Here is an 18,400-nt window from a genome sequence, read left to right as displayed (position 1 = left end):
ACGCTCGTGAGGCGGAGGCGCGCGACTGGTGTGTTCATGCCGAGCACGGTAGCACCCCCGGAAACGCACGTCATGGGCCGAAAACGGATTACCGTGGCAGCACAACGCCCCCGCGGGGAACACGATTCCCTGCGGGGGCGGCCCGCGGCGAACGTGAGGCGAATCACGTCCGGCCGGTGCGGGGAGGGGTCAGGCGGCGTCGTCCTCCATGCTCTGGTTGGCGTTCAGCCGGCCCTTGGCGCGCTCGACGCGCGGCACGATCTGCCGGGACATGGCCTCGCGCTGCCCGCGCAGCAGAACGAGGCTGATCGGCGCGGACACCACGATGGCCAGCACCGCCAGCCACAGCGGATTGGCCGTGCCGAAGGACTCGGGGATGACGCCGATGTACGCGAGCACCGCGAGAACGACGAAACACCCGGCGAAGACGCCGAGCCGCAGTCCTGTGTAGCGCAGGGTCGCAGCGGTGGGGCTTGTGCTCACAGCGAATCCTTCCTTCACACGCCATCCCAGTGAAGCACGGCGCCTTCGCGCCGCGCCCCGCGGGCCTCAGCCGAGCGGCAGCCACATGGTGACGTCGTCGCGCAGCTCGCCGTCGCCCAGCTTGATCGCCGCCGGTACCCGCCCGACCTCGCGGTAGCCGCAGGCGGCGTAGAACCGTTCGAGACCGAGACCGCCGCGGCAGGTCAGGCGTATGCCGGTGATATCGGGGTCGATCGCGGTCGCCGCGGCCTCGGCCGCCGCCATCAGCTCACGCCCCGCGCCGCCGCCCTGCCGGTCCGGGTGCACCATCACCGTCTGGAGCCACACCCAGTGCCGCATCAGGCGGTGCGTGTTGAGCGCGAAGAACGCGGTGGCCACCGGCCGGCCGCGCTCGGCCGTGCCGACCAGCAGCCGGGTCGTGCCCTCGGCCATGCCGATGAGGTGCTTGCGCAGCTGGGGCCTGGTGTCCTCGGGCGTCACCGGCGGGACGAAGCCGACCGCGCCGCCCGCGTTGACCACGTCGGCCCACAGCTCGGCGATCCCTTCCCGCAGCTCCGTGGTGACCGGCGGGTCGAGCACGTAGGCCAGCCGCACCGAGCCGCGCGGCTCCGCGGTGTGCACGTCGTTCATCGCGCAGCCTCACACCCGCATCGGCTGCGGCGACTCGCGCCGGCCGGGGTCGGGGCCCTCGTACTCGCGCACGATCTCGTACCGCGTGTTCCGCTCGATGGGGCGGAACCCGGCGTCGCGGATCAGGTCGAGCAGGTCTTCCCTGGTCAGCTTGTCCGGGGTGCCGAAGGCGTCCGCGTCATGCGTGATCTTGTACTCGACGACCGAGCCGTCCATGTCGTCCGCGCCGTGCTGGAGCGCGAGCTGCGCCGTCTGCACGCCGTGCATCACCCAGAAGACCTTCACATGCGGCACGTTGTCGAACAGCAGCCGGGACACCGCGAACGTGCGCAGCGCCTCGGCGCCGGTCGCCATCGTGGTGCGCGCCTGGAGGCGGTTGCGGATCTTGCCGTCCTTCATGTCCACGAAGTCGTGCTGGTACCGCAGCGGGATGAACACCTGGAACCCGCCGGTCTCGTCCTGCAACTCCCGCAGCCGCAGCACGTGGTCGACCCGGTGGCGCGGCTCCTCGATGTGCCCGTACAGCATGGTGCACGGCGTCTTCAGGCCCTTGGAGTGCGCCAGCCGGTGAATGCGCGACCAGTCCTCCCAGTGCGTCCTGTGGTCGACGATGTGCTGCCTGACCTCCCAGTCGAAGATCTCGGCGCCGCCGCCGGTCAGCGATTCGAGCCCGGCGTCGATCAGCTCGTCCAGGATTTCGGTGGCCGGCAGCCCCGAGATGGACTCGAAGTGGTGAATCTCCGTCGCCGTGAACGCCTTCAAGGACACCGACGCGGGCAGCGCTTCCTTCAGCGCGCGCAGCGACCGCGGGTAGTACCGCCACGGCAGCGTCGGGTGCAGTCCGTTGACGATGTGCAGCTCGGTGAGCTGGTCGCCCTCCATCGCCTTGGCCAGCCGCACGGCCTCCTCGATGCGCATGGTGTACGCGTCTTTCTCGCCCGGCTTGCGCTGGAACGAGCAGTAGGCGCACGACGCGGTGCACACGTTCGTCATGTTGAGGTGGCGGTTGACGTTGAAGTAGACGACGTCGCCGTTCTTCCGGGTCCTGACCTCGTGGGCGAGGCCGCCGAGCCACGCCAGGTCGTCGGACTCGTAGAGCGCGATGCCGTCCTCGCGGGTCAGCCGCTCCCCGGCACGGACCTTCTCCTCCAGCTCCCGCTTGAGCCCCGCGTCCATCGGTCGCGCCTCCTCGTTCGTGTCGTGCCGAGCGTCCCGCCCGCTCCGCTCGCCCTTCGAGACTACGCCTGCGTGCCGTCGGGCAGCTCGCCGACCCGGTTCTCCCACTTGGTCGACAGCACGATGGTGCTGCGGGTCCTGGACACGCCCTTGGTGCCCGACAGGCGGCGGATCGTGCGCTCCAGGCCGTCCACATCGCTCGCCCGCACCTTCAGCATGTACGAGTCGTCACCGGCGATGAACCAGCAGTCCTCGATCTCCGGCAGGCCACGCAGCCGCGTCGCGACGTCCTCGTGATCCACCGCGTCCGACAACTGCACGCCGATCAGCGCCGTCACCCCGAGCCCGAGGGAACGCGCGTCGACCGTCGCCCGGTAACCGGTGATCACCCCGGCCGCCTCCAGGCGGTTGATGCGGTCGGTGACGCTGGGACCCGAGAGGCCGACGAGACGGCCCAACTCGGCGTACGACGCCCGGCCGTTCTCGCGCAGCGCCTGAATCAGCTGCCTGTCCACCGCGTCCATGGTCGCAGCGCCTTCCTCGTCCCCGTGGTCAAGTGCACAAAAGAATCTAAGGCATACGCACCCGGTGACCTAAGACTGCTGGGCCGAACGGCCGCCACCGCCCAGCTCCCCGCGCCACCTGCGGTACAGCGCATGCTCCACACCGGCCGCGTCGAGCACCCGCCCGGCGACGAAATCCACCAGATCCTGGATGTGCGTGGCCCCCGCGTAGAACGCCGGCGTGGCCGGCAGGACCACCGCCCCCGCGTCGTCGAGCGCCACCAGGTGCCGCAGCGTCTGCCCGTTCAGCGGCGTCTCGCGCACCGCGACGACCAGCGGGCGCCGCTCCTTCAGCGTCACCGCCGCCGCCCGCTGGAGCAGATCCTTCGACAGGCCGAGCGCCACCCCGGCCACCGCCGCCGTGGACGCGGGCACGATCAGCATGCCCTTCGCCGGGTAGGAGCCGGAGGAGGGCCCGGCCGCCAGATCGCCCGCCGCCCAATACCGCACGCCCGAGACGTCCGCCTCGAACGTGCCCGGCTTGCCGTCCGCGCCGAGCGCCAGCCAGCCGCGCAGGTCGGCGGCCCAGTGCCCGTCCCGGAACGCGAGGCCCGTCTCGTCGAGCAGCGTCAGCCGCGCGGCCCGGCTCACCACCAGGTCCACCGCCTCGCCCGCGGCGAGCAGCGCCCGCAGCACGGCCGCGGCGTACGGCGTCCCCGAGGCCCCCGACACCCCCACGATCCACGGCCTGCGCATGTCCCGAGGCTAACAAGCCGCTTACCGGACGGTGACACCTCGGCCACAGACGGCGCCCCGCGCGAATCCGCCACCCCGCGCACGTGGACACTGGACGGCAGAGCCACCGCGGGACGCCGCGTGTCTCCCCGTCACCCCACGGACAGGAGTGAAGACATCAGTACCCGCCCCATCCTCATGCGGCTGAGCGCCCTCGGCGGCGCCGTGCTCCTCGCGACCGCGACCGGGGCCTGCCAGGTGTTGCAGAACGCCGAGGCCGGCCTTGAGGTCTCGGACGCCGTCGACGAGCTGCTGTCCTGGGAGGGCCTGACCTTGGTGGCCTCGGTCGACGCCACCCCAGAAGAGGTTCACGACTACCTGGTCCGTTCCGGCGCCGACGAGCCCACCATGGCGCAGGCGCGGCTGCTCGCCGATCTGGAGCTGACCGTGGCGGTCGGTGACCCGGAGCAGGACACCCGCCTCACCGACCTGTCCGAGGGCGACCCGCTCGACGGCGGCATGACGGTCAACTTCGGCGGCCGGGACATCACCGGCGTCAAGCAGCTCGAAGGGCGCACCTACGTCCGCGTCGGCGCGGAGGCCGTCATCGAGGACGTGTACGGCTCCGGTGAGGCCGCCGTCGCCCGCGCAGAACGCTTCGAACGGGACGCGGCCGACCTGCCCGACGAGCTGAGCGGCGCCGCCTCCGCGCTCCGCGGCGACTGGGTCGAGATCGAGCCGTTCGAGCACGACGCCTACGCCGACGCGCTCACCGAGCACGCGGACGTCCCCGCCGACGTCGCGCACAACACCGCCGACGCCCTCGTCGACGCCGGGCAGCTGCTGCGGCCTGAGTCGCTCTGGGACGCCGTCGGCCGGTTCGAGAGCACGCTGCGCTCCGGCGCGTCCGTCCGGCCCGCGGGCGAGGAACGCGGCGCCGAGCTGGTCGGCGTCCGGCTGCCCGCGGGCGACGCCCACCACGCCGTCGAGCCGCTGCTCGGCCTGCTCGCCGAGCAGGGCGAACGCTTCGGCCTGCCGCCGCTGGTCGCCGAGCCGGCCGACCCGGACGCCACCGTGTCCGCCGAGCTGGCCATCCGCAACGGCGTGCTGACGCACGCGACGTTCGACCTCGGCCAGTTCGCGGGTCCCGGCGGCGGCTCGCTGCCCCTCGACCTGTTCCTGGCCGGCGGCTCCGCACTCAACCTGAACCCGCCGGAGGGCGCCGCCGGACCGCTGACCGCGGAGGAGCTGTCCGTCGCGCTCCTGTTCCTGGCCGACCTCCAGGAACGCCGCGAGCAGGACGAGGACCGCGCCGACGTTCCGGGCCCGATGCAGCCCTGACCGCGGCGGGGGGGCGCCGCCGGGCCCGGCGGCATACTTCCCCCATGGACATCGTCAACCCCGCCCTGAACGACTACCTCCTCGCCCACGCCAGCCCCGCCGCCGACGACGTGCTGCGCGATCTCGCCGCCGAGACCCGGCAGTCCCTCCCGCGGCACCTGAGCATGCAGATCACCCAGGACGAGGGCGCGTTCCTCGCCCTCCTCGTCCGCCTCACCGGCGCCAGGCTCGCCGTCGAGGTCGGCACGTTCACCGGCTACTCGGCCCTGTGCATCGCCCGCGCCCTGCCGGCCGACGGCCGACTCATCGCCTGCGACGTCAGCGACGAGTGGACCCAGGTGGCGCGCAGGTACTGGACGCGCGCCGGGGTCGCCGACCGCATCGACCTGCGCATCGCCCCCGCCGCCGACACGCTGCGCGCGCTGCCGCGGGAGGAGACCGTCGACTTCGCCTTCATAGACGCCGACAAGGCCGGCTACCCCGTCTACTACGAGGAACTGGTCACCCGGCTGCGCCCCGGCGGCGTGATCGTGCTGGACAACGTGCTGCGCGAGGGCCGCGTCATCGACCCCGCCGCCCAGGAGCCGGCCGACAAGGCGATCCGCGAGATCAACGACACCGTCACCGCCGATCCGCGCGTGGACTCCGTCCTGCTGCCGCTCAGGGACGGCGTCACCGTCGCCCGCAAACGCTGAGCCGCCGCCGAGCGGGCCGTCCGGAATCACGCCATACGGGCATAAGCTGGAACACATGCCCGAGCTGCCGGAAGTCGAGGCACTGCGCGAATTCCTCACCGGCCACCTCGTGGGCCACGAGGTGGCCCGCGCGCTGCCGGTCGCGTTCCACGTCCTGAAGACCTACGACCCGCCGCTGTCCGCCGTCGAGGGCCACCAGGTCACCGCCGTCGGCAGGCACGGCAAGTTCCTCGACCTGGCCGTCGGCGATCTCCACCTCGTCGTCCACCTCGCCCGCGCCGGGTGGCTGCGGTGGCACGACAGCCTCCCCGCCGCGCCGCCGCGCCCCGGCAAGGGCCCCCTCGCACTGCGCGTGGCCCTCGCCGGGCCGCAGGGCGCCGGCTTCGACCTCACCGAGGCGGGCACCCAGAAACGGCTCGCCGTGTACTGCGTGCGCGACCCCGCCGCCGAAGTGCCCGGCATCGCCCGCCTCGGCCCCGACCCGCTCGACCCCGCGCTCGACGAGGCCGCGTTCGCCACGCTGCTGGGCGGCGAGAGCCGGCAGATCAAGGGCGTGCTGCGGGACCAGAGCGTGCTCGCCGGAATCGGCAACGCCTACTCCGACGAGATCCTGCACGCCGCCCGCATGTCCCCGTTCAAACAGGCCGCACGCCTCACCGGCGAGGAGACCGCCGCCCTGCACGCCGCGATGACCGCCACCCTGCGAGCCGCCGTCGAACGGTCCCGCGGCCTGGCCGCCAGGCAGCTGAAGACGGAGAAGAAGACCGGCCTGCGCGTCCACGGCCGCACCGGCGAGCCATGCCCCGTGTGCGGCGACACCATCCGCGAAGTGTCCTACCGGGACTCCGCGCTCCAGTACTGCCCGACCTGCCAGACCGGCGGCAAACCGCTCGCCGACCGCCGCATGTCCCGGCTCCTGAAGTAGCCCGCCCCCGCGCGCCTCACGTCGCGTCCGCCTCCACGGCCACCCCGTGCGCCTCCACGATCTCCGCCAGACCCCCCGCGTACGCCTCGCTGACCGCGGAGAACCACCAGCCGTCGTCCTCCCGCACCAGCTCGCCGAACGTCACCCCCACCGCCCCGGCCGGCCCCGCGGGGAACCCGAAACACAACAGCTCCTCGCCACTGCCGGGATCGATCAGCCGCACGTGCAGCAGACTCACCTCCGACAGGTCCTGGCCGCGCACCTCCGCGTCGTGGACCGACAGCACGAACACGATGCGCTCCGCCGCCGCGCCGAGCGACGGCAGCTCCACCCGGAACCGCGCCTCCGGACCGTCGTCCGTCAGCCGCAGCCCCACGCCGGCCGGCTCCGGATTGTTGTAGAACACGAAGTGCTCGTCCGTCGGCACCCGCCCGTCCGCCCCCACCACCAGGGCGCTCGCGTCCGCCTCCGTGCCCTCCGGGGCCCGCCAGTCCAGGCCCACCTCGAACGCCGACGCCCCCGGCAGTACATCCGTCAGCCGCATCCGCTGCCCCGTCGCCACCGGCAGCGCCCCGCCGCCCGGCCGCGGGCAGCTCGCCAGCAGCACCACCCGCGGGTCGAGCCGCGACTCCACCCGCGTCGGCTGGTACGTCAGCGCCGCCACGGCGGGCGCCGCCGCCCCGCCCGCCGCGCCCGCCACGGGGGCCGCGAGCAGCCGCAGCCGGTCGGCGACCTCGGCGGCGCTGCCCGGCCGGTCCCCCGGCCGCTTCGCCAGCATCGACAGGATCAGCTCGTCCCACCCCGGCGGCAGCCCGGGCCGCAGCACGCTCGGCACCTCGGGCGCGTTCTCCATCTGCTGCCGCAGCAGCTGGTACAGCGAGCCGCCGTGGAACGGCGGCCGGCCGGTGGCCAGCGCATACAGCACGCACCCGGCCGAGTACAGGTCGCTGCCCAGACCGACGGCCGTGCCCTCGATCTGCTCGGGCGACATGTAGGCGGGCGTGCCCACCACGACGCCGGTCGACGTCAGCCGCGCATGGTCGGTGGACTCCGCGAGCACCGCGGCGATCCCGAAGTCCAGCACCCGCGCCAGCCCGTCCGGGCCGACCATCACGTTCGCGGGCTTGAGGTCCCGGTGCACCACGCCCGAGCCGTGCGCGACGGCCAGCGCCCGGCAGACGTGCTCCCCCCAGCGCGCCACCTCGGCCAGCGGCGGCAGCGCCCGGTCCTCCGCGAGCATCTGGTCGAGCGAACGCCCGTGCAGCCGCTCCATCACCAGGTACAGCACCGAGTCCGACTCCCCGTCGAACCGGGCCTCCCCCACGTCGTGCACGGTGACGATGAACGGACTCGACAGGCCCGCCAGCAGCTTCGCCTCCCGCTCGAACCGCTCCCTGGCCCGCGGGTCACGCCCAAAGGTGACGGTGCTCACCAGCTTGACGGCAACCTGCCGTTCGAGACGCAGATCCAGCGCCTCCCACACGGTGCCGCTGCCGCCCGCCCCCAACTGCCGCCCCAACCGGTACCGGCCGTCGAGAATCCGGTCCTGCATCACTCGCACCCCCTGCGCACTCACCGCGGTACCGATACTTTAAGCGGCGCGGAAAGACAGGGAAGGGCACGGGCAGGCACGCCACCGTCCCGGGGGACACCGCCACGGCGAGGAGGCCGGTCCCCGCCGGACACCGCCCGCGGCCGGCTGACGCGGAACGGCGGCGCGCAGCGCGTTGAGGGACCGTTGTCAGTGGGGCTGGCTAGGGTGACCGGACACCAGGACAGACCCGATCGTGACCGGCCAGGGGAGCCCTCGATGAGCAGCGAAACCGCCACGCAGGACCGCGCGCGGACCGACCAGCTTGAGCAGTACCGGAAGGAGCTGACCGGCTACTGCTACCGGATGCTCGGCTCCGCGTTCGAGGCCGAGGACGCGGTGCAGGAGACGATGGTGCGCGCCTGGCGCAGCCTGGACCGTTTCGAGGGCCGCTCCTCGATCCGCTCCTGGCTGTACCGCATCGCAACCAACGTGTGTCTGACCATGCTGAGCGGCAGCGGCAAGCGGGCCAGACCGATGGACATGACGGCCTCCTCCAGGACCTCCGAGGCGGTGCTCGGCCCGCCGCTCGCCGAGTCCGCGTGGGTCGAGCCCATGCCCGACAGCCGCACCATGCCGGAGGACCCGGCGGAGCGGGCCGAGGCCCGCGAGTCCGTGCGGCTCGCGTTCGTCGCCGCGCTCCAGCACCTGGCGCCCAAGCAGCGCGCGGTGCTGATCCTGCGGGAGGTGCTGAGCTGGCGGGCCAGCGAGGTCGCCGAGTTGCTCGGCACCACCGTCGCCTCGGTGAACAGTGCGCTCCAGCGCGCCCGCGCCACCCTGGCTGCCACCGGCGTCACCGAGTCCGACCCCACCGCGCCCCTGTCCGACGAGCACAAGACGCTGCTGTCCCGCTACCTGGCGGCGTTCGAGAGCTACGACATGGAGGCGCTGACCTCGCTGCTCGCCGAGGACGCCACCCTGTCCATGCCGCCCTACGCGCTGTGGATGCGCGGCGCCTCCGACATCAGGGACTGGATGCTCGGCGAGGGCAAGGACTGCCGCGGCTCCCGCCTCATAGCCACCTGGGCCAACGGCAGCCCCGCCTTCGGCCAGTACCGCCCGGCGCCCGACGGCGGCCACGAGCCCTGGGCCCTCCAGATCATCGAGTTCTCAGACGGCCGGATCACCGGGATCAACTCCTTCCTCGACACGGCGCGCCTCTTCCCCCTCTTCGGCCTGCCCGACCGCCTCCCCGAGTCCCAGCCAGCGGAGGAGGGCCTGTAGTCCGCCGCCCACGTTCACCAGCCGCACCCGGCAGCCGAGGCGCGACGCGGTGAGCCGCACCCGCGCGACCACTTCGAGCGCGACGGGATCGGCTTCGCGGACGGCCCCGACGTCCACGATCACCTCCCGGGCCCCGCTGTCGCGCACGAATGCCGCCAGCCGCTCGCAGAGCCCCGGCACATCGGCACGCAGGACGGGCCCCCACACGACGAACACCTCAGTACGCACCGGCGTCTCCTTCCCCACTCGGAGAGGAGACCTCCCCACCCGGGGGAACTCATCGGAGCCGCCCCGCACTTAACGGGGCAGCTGACGCGGCAGCGGCTTGACCCACCGCTGCCACTCCTCCTGCGGCCGGTATCCGCCGGCCCGCCAGGCCCGGTGCGCGAGCGCGTTCCCGGTCAGCACCATGGCATCGGCCCGCCGCCCGCCGAGTTGCGCGAACCGCCGTTCGGCCGCGGCCAGCAGCGCCGCCGCCACGCCCTGCCGCCGCCGCGCCGGCAGCACCGCCAGCCGGTAGAGGTGGCACCGCCACCCGTCGAACCCGGCGATGACCGTGCCCACCAACTCGCCCTGACGCTCCGCCAGCAGCAGCGCCTGCGGATCGCGGGCGATCAACCGCCCCACCCCGTCGAGGTCGTCGGTGACGCTCACCCCCTCCGCGGCCTTCCGCCAGAGCGCGAGCACCGCCCCCGCGTCCCCGGCCGTCGCCGCCCGCACCACCACGTTCACATCTGCGTCATCCATTCCGGCATCCCAGCACACACCCCCGCCCCACCAGCACCACACCCGTCCCACGGGTGCGGCGGGACGGCAGAGATCAACTGGGCCGCGGACGAGCGGAACGTCAGTGGAGGGCGCTAACGTCGTGTGAGGAGGTAATAGACTCGCTGCGGTTGAGGGGGCGCGAACATGAGTTACGGCGACGACTACGAGGACACGAGCGCCCGCCGCATCCCCGCGCGGACCCGCACCCGGCTCCCCGAGCAGGAGGAATCCGCCTCCCGCCGCCCGCCGAGCTCCCCGCGCCGCAATGTGGCCACGATCCTCGGCGTGGTGGTCGTCCTCCTCGCGGCCATCGCCTTCGCCAACCGGTCGACGGACGGGGACGGCAACTCCGGCGGCGGCACCGACGACTCCGCCCCCGACGGCGGCGCCCAGGCCACGGCCCCCACCGGCGAACAGCCCGTGGACGACGCCTTCAACGGCATCCCGACCGGCCACGCCCAGACCGAGCAGGGCGCCCAGAGCGCAGCCGCCAACTACGCGGTGGCCCTGGGCGGCGTGGAGATGTTCAACGCGCAGCAGCGGCGGACCATCGTGGAGACCATCAGCGCGTCCGCTGCCAGAAGCGAGCTGCGGTCCGCGTTCGACGCCGACTACACCACCGGCCTCAACGAGAGCATCGGACTCGACGCCGAGGGCGGCGTACCCGAGGGCTCTACCTTCGTCAACCGGACCATGCCCGTGGGGAGTTCGGTGACCTCTTACGAGGACACCACGGCCGAGGTGTCCGTCTGGTGCTCCGGCCTCTTCGGCATCGCGGGCACCGACTCGCAGAATCCGGTGCGCACCAGCTGGTTCACCATGCACTTCTCACTGATCTGGGAGGACGGGGACTGGAAGATGACGGGCACCGAGCAGTCCGAGGGTCCCACCCCCGTGAACGGCGACAACCGTGTCTCCGGAGCGGACGAGATCGCTGAAGCGGTCGAAGAGTACGGAGGGTTCACCTATGCGCGTTAGCCTCCGCCTCCGCCTGGCCACCCTGGCGTCGGCATCCACGGGCCTCCTCGCATTCGCCCTCGCCCTGGCGCCCCGCGCCAGGGCCGACGAGGAGTGCGAGCTGATCCACGGCACCGCGCGGGACTACTGCGAGGGGGATGAGGAGTCCGGGGGTGGTGGTGGCGGGGAGAGCGACCTGGATGCGCTCGATGTCTCGCTCGACCCGCTGTGGTCGCTCGCCCGGGGCTGTGCCGATGCCGCCGCCTGGGTCGTCAACGAGCTGTCCGAGCTGGTCGATTCGACGACCGCCGTCGACTTCACCAACACCTCCTTCCTCCGCCAGTACGCCGTCGTCTTCGCCGCCTCCACGGTGCTGACGCTCATCCTCTGGCTGCTCGCCATCGTCAAGCGCGCCATCCGCGGCGTGCCGCTGACCACCGCGCTGACCGAGGCCGTCGGCTTCCTGTGGCTGACCGTCATGGCCTCCGCGTTCACGCCCCTCGTCCTCTACGTCGTGGTATCCGCCACCGACGGCGTCACCGATGCCATCGTCGCGGGCACAGGGGACAACTCCGAGGCATTCTTCGGTGGCTTCGCCGCCGCGCTGGAAGCCGGCGACGACATCGGCGGCGGTCCGATCGTGCTGATCCTGGTGTCGCTCATCTCCATCCTGGCCGCCGGCGTGCTCGCGCTCGAGCTGGTGATCCGCGCCGCGATGCTGTACGTCGGCGCGCTCCTGGGCACGGCCGTCTACGCGGGGCTGGTCGACAAGAATCTGTGGGGGCACGTCCGCAACTGGGCGGGCATCATGATCGCGGTCATCCTCATCAAGCCGGTCATCGTCATCGTCCTCGGTCTCGCCGGGGCGCTGACCACCAGCGACGACGGCGGGCCCACCGCGGTCTCCTCGATCATCTCCGGTCTCTCGATCATCCTGCTGGCCATCTTCGCCTCGGCCATGATCTACCGCTTCGTTCCCGGCTTCGGCGACGAGATCGTCAACCACCGCGCGATGCGCCAGGACACCTCCAGCCGCGCCGCCAAGGCCGCCGTGTCCACCCCGGCTTCGATGCTGCGCCAGGGCATGAGCACCCACGGCGGCCGGGACGGGGGCGCCGGTGGCGGCGCCGCGGGCGGGGGCGGGCAGGGCGCGGCCCGCCCGGCCAACCCGCTGGCGGGCGGCGTCGCGGCGCACGGCTCCCGGGCCGGCCAGTCGGGTTCGTCCTCGTCTTCGGCGTCCTCGGCGTCCAGCTCGGGCGGCAGCAGCCGCACCGGTAATCAGGGCAATCGAGGAGGCAGCCGGTGACCGCGCCGCCCAACACTCTCACCCGCCGCCGGACCTACCTCATCGGCCGGGGCCGGCCGCAGGCCATCGTCGGCAGAAACCGCGAGACGGGCGAGATCGCGCTCATCGTCGTGGGCGCGTTCCTGGGCATGATCAGCGGTCTCGTCATCCCCAACCTGACCCTGCGCATCGTCGGTCTTGCGGGCTTCCCGTTGCTCGCTCTCTCCGCGGTGTACATGCCGTACCGGGGCCGCACGTTCTACAGGTGGTTCGAGATCACCCGCAGCTTCCGCCGCACCCAGCGGCACGGCGCCACGTACCGGTCCGGCGCTCCCGAGGCCGGCATCACGCTCGACGGCCGCGAGGCCGAGGTAGGGGCGCCGCACGGCGTCGGCCGGGTGCGGTGGCTGGCCGCCGCGTTCGGCCCGGACGAGCTGGCCGTCCTGCTCCACACCGACCGCAAGACGATCACGGCCGCCATCGAGATCGAGGGCCCGGGCGTCGGGCTGCGCGACAGTGAGGACCAGGAGGCGCTGGTCGAGCGGTTCGGCACGCTGCTGAAGCATGTGGCGAACGGGGACGGCCACGTCACGCGCCTTCAGATGCTGGCGCGCACGCTGCCCGCCGACCCCGACGCGCACGCCAATGACGTCCGCGAGCGCGGCAACGACGGCTCCCCGCCCTGGATTCAGGATTCGTACGAGCAGCTGGCGTCCATGGTGTCGACGTCGAGCGAGCAGCACCGCGCCTACCTCGTGGCCTGCATGCACCACTCGCGCGAGCTGAGCAACGAGGCGCAGACCATCGCCCGCGCCGCAAGGACGGGCGGGCGCGAGAGCCGCAGCCGCCGCATGTCCCGCGACGAGGCGCTGGCCATCGTCATGGCGCGCGAGCTGACCGACATCTGTGCGCGCCTCACGGAGGCCGACATCCGGGTGCGGCAGCCGCTCGGCGAGGCGCGGCTCGCCTCCCTCATCCACTCGATGTACGACCCGGACCACCCCATCGACCACATCCAGGCCATGTCGAAGCGCAACGCCTGGCCGGCCGAGCTGGACGCCAGGGAGGCGACGTACCTCCAGGCCAAGACCCGCGAGTCGGACACCCGTGAGCCCTGGTGCCACGCCACGGCCTGGGTCAAGGAGTGGCCGATGACGCCCATCGGGGTCAACTTCCTGGCGCCTCTCCTCGTGCACACCCCGGACGTGATCCGCACGGTCGCCGTCTGCATGGACCTGGAGCCGACGGAAATCGCCATCGAGCGCATGCTGACCGAGAAGACCAACGACGAGGCCGAGGCTTCGCGCGCCGCCAAGATGAACCGGACGGTCGACCCGCGCGACGTGGCCGCGCACGGCCGTGTCGACCAGCGCGGCGACGACCTGGCCTCCGGCGCCGCCGGGGTCAACCTGGTGGGCTACATCACCGTCTCCTCGCCGCACCCGGAAGCACTTGCCCGGGACAAGCGCACTATCCGTGCGTCCGCGGGTAAGTCATATTTGAAGCTCGAGTGGTGCGACCGCGAGCACCACCGCGCGTTCGTCAACACGCTTCCGTTCGCCACGGGCATCAGGCGATGAGGACCCACGCGCGCACGAGCCCCCCGGGGAAGGAGGTGCCGCCATGCCGCCCCGCGATCCGCTGAGCGCCATCACCGAGGCGTTCACCAGCCTGCTGTTCGGCAGGACCGAGACCACCCGGCTGCCCGTGCGCACCTCCACCGGGCAGGCCCAGGCCGTCTACCTGCCCACCGCCGCGCCCGGCCTGGGCGACTCGGGCGTGATCATCGGCCGCGAGGTCTACTCGGGCAAGGGCTACATCTACGACCCGTTCCAGCTGTACGGCCAGCAACTGCCCGCCCCGCACTGGCTGGTGCTCGGCGAGTCGGGGAACGGCAAGTCCGCGCTGGAGAAGACGTACGTGCTGCGTCAGCTCCGGTTCCGCGACCGGCAGATCGTCGTGCTGGACGCGCAGGGCGAGGACGGCGTCGGCGAGTGGAATCTGATCGCGCAAGAGCTGGGCATCACGCCGATCCGGCTCGACCCGATGGCGACCCTCGACGGCAACGTCCGCCTCAATCCGCTCGATCCGGCGATCACGACGACGGGCCAGCTCGCCCTGCTGCGCACCATCATCGAGGTCGCGCTCGGCCGACTGCTGGACGAGCGGTCCGGTTTCGCGCTGAAGGTCGCCCACGCCTACGTCAACCAGACGACCACCGACCGGCAGCCGATCCTCACCGATATCGTCGAACGGCTGCGCCACCCGCTGCCCGAGGCGGCCGACGCGATGAACGTGGCGCTTGAGGACGTGCGCGCCTGGGGCCTTGACGTCGCGCTGGTCCTCGACCGCCTCGTCGACGGCGACCTGCGCGGCATGTTCGACGGCCCGACGACGGTCGGCATCGACCTCGACGCCCCGCTGATCGTGTTCGACCTCTCACACATCGACCGCAATTCGATCGCGATGCCGATTCTCATGGCGATCGTCGGCGTGTGGCTGGAGCACACCTGGATCAGGCCCGACCGGAAGAAGCGGATCTTCCTGGTCGAGGAGGCCTGGCACATCATCAACTCGCCTTCGGTGGCACAGCTGTTCCAGCGGCTGCTGAAGTTCGGCCGCCGGCTCGGCCTGTCCTTCGTCGCGGTGGTCCACCACCTGTCCGACGTCGTGGACGGCGCGGCGGCCCGGGAGGCGGCGGCGATCCTCAAGATGGCCTCCACGCGCACGATCTACGCCCAGAAGTCGGATGAGGCGAGATCCACCGGCCAGGTCCTCGGCCTGCCCCGGTGGGCGGTGGAGATCATTCCGACGCTGACCCCGGGCATGGCGGTGTGGGACGTCAACGGGAACGTGCAGGTCGTCAAGCATCTGGTGACCGAGACGGAGCGGCCTCTGGTCTTCACCGACCGCGCCATGACGGAGTCCTCCTCGATGGTTCTGGCGGAGGAGCAGCTGCCCACCGCCGAGGACCCGTTCGAGGCGGAGACGGAGGCGCGGGTGATGTCCTTCGAGAAGCGGCAGGGCGTCGGCTAGGACAGGGGACAGCTGATGGCGTATGACGAGCGCGCACGGCGCGCACCGGCCGGGCCGCCGCCGGCCCGGCGCGGCGGCGGGGTGCCGGATGCCCTCCTGGTCGGCACGCTGGCGTTCCTGGTCGGCATCACGGCACTGACGTGGACGGCGACCGGCCTGGCCGGCTGGCTGCGGCACGGCGCGTGGCCGCCGGGCGTCACCTTCCTGGAGACGGCGCACGCGATGCGCTCGTTCCTGACCGCGCCGGGCGACGTGGCCGCCGCCTGGCCCGAGGCGGACCCGGCGGAGCTGCCCGGTGCGGCGATGCTGTGGCTGGTGTTCCTGGCGCAGGTGGTGCTCCTGTTCACCGCCGTGCTGTGGGTGTCGATCCGCGTCGCGCGGTGGCGGGCGGGGCGGCACCCGGCCGGGCAGGTCGGCCCGGCAGCCGAGGCGCCGCCGGAGCCCGTCGGCCCGTGGAACGTTCCGGACACCTACGTTCCGGACACCTATGTACCGGCCCAGGAGCTGCCCCCGCGGGAGGCACCGGCCGCGGAGGTCCCGGTGGAGCGGGCGGCCGAGCCGGAGCCGCCCGGCCCGCTCCCGGAGCCCCGCGACCCGGTCGCGGCCGTCCAGGCCGCCCCGCCGGGGCTCGTGGTCCTGGACCCGGACGGCCGCCTGTGGGCGAAGACGGCGCGCCAGCGCGGCCGGCACGGCCCGGTGCACGTCTACGATCCCGGCCACGTGACCGACGCCCCCGTGCGGCTGCGCTGGGCGCCGCAGCGCGGCTGCGAGGACATGGCGGTGGCCAGGGCCCGCGCGAACGCCCTGCTGGCGCCCGTCCGCCCCACCGAGCCGATCTTCCAGCTGGACGCCGAGACCGCGGAAACCCTGCTGCGCTGCTACCTGCACGCCGCCGCACTCGCCGGGGAGCCGATCACGCAGATCCACCGGTGGGCGCACGGCAGGTCGGGAGGCGAGCCGGGCAAGATCCTGCGCACCCACGCCCGCGCCGCGGGCGGCGCGGCCATGGAGCTGGAGAGCACCCTCACCGGGCACCCGGGGCGCCGGGACGCGGCCCTCGGCCTCATCGGCCGGGCGCTCAGCGGCCTCGACCAGCTGCACATCAGGCAGGCGTGCAGCCCCGGTCGCGTCGACGCCCTGGCCCTGGACAACGTGGCGGGCGAGGGCGGAACGCTGTACGTGGTGGGCGACCACAAGGAGACGGCCGGTCTGCGCGGGGCGCTGGTCGCGGCGATGACCGCCGACCAGCCGGGACTTGAGATCGTGGACATACACGCCCGCTGACGCACACCCCGATGCGCCGGCCATCGTTGCTGTGGGCACGGACGGCCTCGCCGCGGCCCACCCGCGGGCAGGCGCGTCCCGAAGGATACGGCCGACCAGCCGCGCCCTCGGACGCCCGCCCCCGTGCACCGTTCACCGCTGCCGTACGCACGGGCGACTTCGAAGCGGCCTACCCGCGGGGCCGCCGTGCGGCGCCGTGCGTGGGCGTTGTCCAGTGCGCGGGGCGTGACAGGGTCGCGGGCAGGCGTGTGGTGGCGTCGCCCCTGGCCGCGTCGAGTTGGGCCTGTGTCAGGAAGATGCTGCCGGTGAGGTCGGCGCCGCTCAGGTCGGCGTCCCTGAAGTCGGCGCCGATGACGTCCGCCGTTCTGAGGTCGGCCCGCGTCAGGTCGGCCGCGATGAGCCGGGCGCCGCGCAGGCTCGCGCCGCGCAGGTCGGCGCCGCGGAGCCGGGCGCCGATGAGGTCGGCGCCGCGGTGGTTCTTCTTCCGTCCCGGCACGCCCGCGCGCACCAGTTCGCCGGCGCGCAGCAGCAGCGCGTTGACGTCGGCGCGGAGCGCGGCGATGTCGAACGCCAGGAGCGACTCGGGGTCGCCGTCGGCGCGTTGCCGGAGATCGCGTGCCGCGCGCCGCAGCCGCGGGTGCACGGGCGCGGCCGCGGGCAGCGCCAGTGCTTCGGTGACGTACCACAACAGCTCGTGGAGGGCGCGCATCACTGGGAACACCTGGAACATCCGCCCGGCGGTCTCCGGCGCCCGCCGCCAGTCCAGCCCGCCGAACGTGACCGCGGAGACCTGCTGGCCCGCCCCGAAGCAGTCGAAGACGGTGCACCCGACCCAGCCGCGGTCGCGCAGCTCGGCGTGGATACCGCAGCGGAAGTCGTCCCTGAGGTTGCCGCACGGACGGCCGGCGGCCTTGTCGACGGGGAAGTCGGTGGACGCGGCGAAGGGCAGCGCGACGCAGCACAGCCCGAAGCAGTTCGAGCAGTCCGCGCGCAGGTCGGGTGGCCGTTGCGGAGCGGTCATCGCTCCTGCACTCCCTGCCCGGTCTTCAGGGACAGCTCGTACGCCTGGAGCGAGGGATCGCGCGGGTCGCTGTCGGTGTCGCCGGTCGGCTCGAATCCGAGCGAGGCGTAGAACTTGGCGGCCCGCGGATTGTTCTCGTGGACGCGCAGCCGGACTTCGTAGCCGTCGGCCCAGTCGATCGCGGCACGCATCAGCTCGCGGGCGAGTCCCGTGCCGCGATGATCGGGCAGCATGTAGACCCCGACGACGTACACGCGGCCGGAACGGATGAACGCGCCGACCATACCGCCCCACGCACCGGTCTCGGACTCCCCGATGAACGTGACGCTTTCCCGCCCGGAGGCCCGCCTTTCCCACTCCCCCCGGGTCAACTGCACGGCCTCTTCGTACGGTTCGAAGAAGGCCACCGGTGCGACAGGGTCCTGGAGGGCGGCAAGTCGCAGCTCACGCAGCCGCTGCCAGTCCTCGCGGCGCGTCTGCCGGATGCTGTACGCCATGCGCCGATAGTCGCACCCCGCCTCGCGTGCCGCAATGTTCTTTACCATCCGCAGACGATGAGATGGCATACGAATAAGGCCCGTCGCACTGAGTGCAACGGGCCTCACCCGTATTTCAGAATATTGTCCGGCGGTGTCCTACTCTCCCACACGGTCCCCCATGCAGTACCATCGGCGCTGGAGGGCTTAGCTTCCGGGTTCGGAATGTAACCGGGCGTTTCCCCTCCGCCATGACCACCGGAACACTTA

At 72.4% G+C, this 18,400-nt stretch carries 19 protein-coding genes and 1 rRNA gene; 9 read left to right on the top strand and 11 right to left on the bottom strand.

What is annotated here, in order from left to right; all coding sequences use genetic code 11:
• Window positions 1-189: 189 nt before the first annotated feature.
• From RM779_RS12190 to RM779_RS12170, 5 genes are all read right to left on the bottom strand, one after another.
• On the bottom strand, window positions 190-483 hold the full coding sequence (locus tag RM779_RS12190) for a DUF4229 domain-containing protein (protein ID WP_311617718.1): 294 nt from the start codon (window positions 481-483) through the stop codon (window positions 190-192).
• A gap of 66 nt (window positions 484-549) precedes the next feature.
• A complete protein-coding gene (locus RM779_RS12185; RefSeq protein WP_311617717.1) occupies window positions 550-1,113 on the bottom strand; it encodes a GNAT family N-acetyltransferase in 564 nt (187 codons plus the stop codon).
• 9 nt (window positions 1,114-1,122) lie between these two features.
• A complete protein-coding gene (gene mqnE / locus RM779_RS12180) occupies window positions 1,123-2,289 on the bottom strand; it encodes an aminofutalosine synthase MqnE (RefSeq protein ID WP_311617716.1) in 1,167 nt (388 codons plus the stop codon).
• A gap of 62 nt (window positions 2,290-2,351) precedes the next feature.
• Entirely contained in the window at window positions 2,352-2,813 is a 462-nt protein-coding gene (locus RM779_RS12175) for an Lrp/AsnC family transcriptional regulator (protein WP_311617715.1), read from the bottom strand.
• Window positions 2,814-2,882: 69 nt separating this feature from the next.
• Window positions 2,883-3,548, bottom strand: coding sequence for a UbiX family flavin prenyltransferase (locus tag RM779_RS12170; RefSeq protein WP_311617714.1), 666 nt, complete (start codon window positions 3,546-3,548; stop codon window positions 2,883-2,885).
• 177 nt (window positions 3,549-3,725) lie between these two features.
• Between RM779_RS12170 and RM779_RS12165 the strand changes: the two genes are divergently transcribed.
• Genes RM779_RS12165 through RM779_RS12155 form a run of 3 tightly spaced genes read left to right on the top strand, consistent with a single transcriptional unit; the run spans window position 3,726 to window position 6,488 of the window.
• Window positions 3,726-4,868 carry a hypothetical protein gene (locus tag RM779_RS12165; protein WP_311617713.1) on the top strand — a complete coding sequence of 381 codons (1,143 nt, stop codon included), beginning with the start codon at window positions 3,726-3,728 and terminating at the stop codon, window positions 4,866-4,868.
• A gap of 44 nt (window positions 4,869-4,912) precedes the next feature.
• Entirely contained in the window at window positions 4,913-5,563 is a 651-nt protein-coding gene (locus tag RM779_RS12160; RefSeq protein WP_311617712.1) for an O-methyltransferase, read from the top strand.
• 55 nt (window positions 5,564-5,618) lie between these two features.
• A complete protein-coding gene (locus RM779_RS12155) occupies window positions 5,619-6,488 on the top strand; it encodes an Fpg/Nei family DNA glycosylase (RefSeq protein ID WP_311617711.1) in 870 nt (289 codons plus the stop codon).
• A 16-nt stretch (window positions 6,489-6,504) separates the two neighbouring features.
• Here the strand turns inward: RM779_RS12155 and RM779_RS12150 are convergent, their stop codons facing one another.
• Entirely contained in the window at window positions 6,505-8,040 is a 1,536-nt protein-coding gene (locus tag RM779_RS12150; protein ID WP_311617710.1) for a protein kinase domain-containing protein, read from the bottom strand.
• A gap of 258 nt (window positions 8,041-8,298) precedes the next feature.
• Here RM779_RS12150 and RM779_RS12145 point away from each other — a divergent pair, with 258 nt between their 5' ends.
• Window positions 8,299-9,303: a sigma-70 family RNA polymerase sigma factor gene (locus RM779_RS12145; RefSeq protein WP_311617709.1), complete on the top strand. Its 1,005-nt coding sequence runs from the start codon at window positions 8,299-8,301 to the stop codon at window positions 9,301-9,303.
• Here the strand turns inward: RM779_RS12145 and RM779_RS12140 are convergent.
• Both RM779_RS12140 and RM779_RS12135 read right to left on the bottom strand, forming a co-directional pair.
• The gene (locus RM779_RS12140; protein WP_311617708.1) at window positions 9,190-9,531 is read right to left on the bottom strand and encodes an STAS domain-containing protein; all 342 of its coding nucleotides are present in this window, start codon (window positions 9,529-9,531) and stop codon (window positions 9,190-9,192) included. The two genes, RM779_RS12145 and RM779_RS12140, sit on opposite strands and share 114 nt — an antisense overlap.
• 69 nt (window positions 9,532-9,600) lie before the next feature.
• Window positions 9,601-10,050: a GNAT family N-acetyltransferase gene (locus RM779_RS12135; RefSeq protein ID WP_311617707.1), complete on the bottom strand. Its 450-nt coding sequence runs from the start codon at window positions 10,048-10,050 to the stop codon at window positions 9,601-9,603.
• Between the two features lie 165 nt (window positions 10,051-10,215).
• On the opposite strand from RM779_RS12135, the gene RM779_RS12130 reads away from it, so the two are divergent.
• Genes RM779_RS12130 through RM779_RS12110 form a run of 5 tightly spaced genes read left to right on the top strand, consistent with a single transcriptional unit; the run spans window position 10,216 to window position 16,633 of the window.
• The gene (locus RM779_RS12130; protein ID WP_311617706.1) at window positions 10,216-11,049 is read left to right on the top strand and encodes a hypothetical protein; all 834 of its coding nucleotides are present in this window, start codon (window positions 10,216-10,218) and stop codon (window positions 11,047-11,049) included.
• Window positions 11,039-12,334: a hypothetical protein gene (locus RM779_RS12125; protein ID WP_311617705.1), complete on the top strand. Its 1,296-nt coding sequence runs from the start codon at window positions 11,039-11,041 to the stop codon at window positions 12,332-12,334. The genes RM779_RS12130 and RM779_RS12125 overlap by 11 nt, the downstream gene beginning before the upstream one ends.
• Window positions 12,331-13,893, top strand: coding sequence for an SCO6880 family protein (locus RM779_RS12120; protein WP_311617704.1), 1,563 nt, complete (start codon window positions 12,331-12,333; stop codon window positions 13,891-13,893). Before RM779_RS12125 ends, RM779_RS12120 begins: the two co-directional genes overlap by 4 nt.
• A gap of 43 nt (window positions 13,894-13,936) precedes the next feature.
• Window positions 13,937-15,349 (top strand): ATP-binding protein, encoded by a 1,413-nt coding sequence (locus RM779_RS12115; protein ID WP_311617703.1) that lies wholly within the window; start codon window positions 13,937-13,939, stop codon window positions 15,347-15,349.
• Window positions 15,350-15,364: 15 nt separating this feature from the next.
• Complete coding sequence (locus tag RM779_RS12110; RefSeq protein WP_311617702.1) at window positions 15,365-16,633, top strand: type IV secretory system conjugative DNA transfer family protein; 1,269 nt, start codon at window positions 15,365-15,367, stop codon at window positions 16,631-16,633.
• A 169-nt stretch (window positions 16,634-16,802) separates the two neighbouring features.
• On the opposite strand, the gene RM779_RS12105 is transcribed toward RM779_RS12110, so the two are convergent.
• From RM779_RS12105 to rrf, 3 genes are all read right to left on the bottom strand, one after another.
• Complete coding sequence (locus RM779_RS12105; protein WP_311617701.1) at window positions 16,803-17,654, bottom strand: pentapeptide repeat-containing protein; 852 nt, start codon at window positions 17,652-17,654, stop codon at window positions 16,803-16,805.
• Window positions 17,651-18,151 (bottom strand): GNAT family N-acetyltransferase, encoded by a 501-nt coding sequence (locus RM779_RS12100; RefSeq protein ID WP_311617700.1) that lies wholly within the window; start codon window positions 18,149-18,151, stop codon window positions 17,651-17,653. Before RM779_RS12100 ends, RM779_RS12105 begins: the two co-directional genes overlap by 4 nt.
• A 125-nt stretch (window positions 18,152-18,276) precedes the next feature.
• Window positions 18,277-18,393 (bottom strand): 5S ribosomal RNA (gene rrf / locus RM779_RS12095).
• Window positions 18,394-18,400 lie beyond the last annotated feature (7 nt).

Origin of the sequence: Streptomyces johnsoniae, assembly GCF_031845565.1 — a bacterium.
Lineage (GTDB): Bacteria > Actinomycetota > Actinomycetes > Streptomycetales > Streptomycetaceae > Streptomyces > Streptomyces johnsoniae.
The sequence above is the reverse complement of the archived record's forward strand: the minus strand, read 5'-3'. Positions and strand labels throughout refer to the sequence as shown.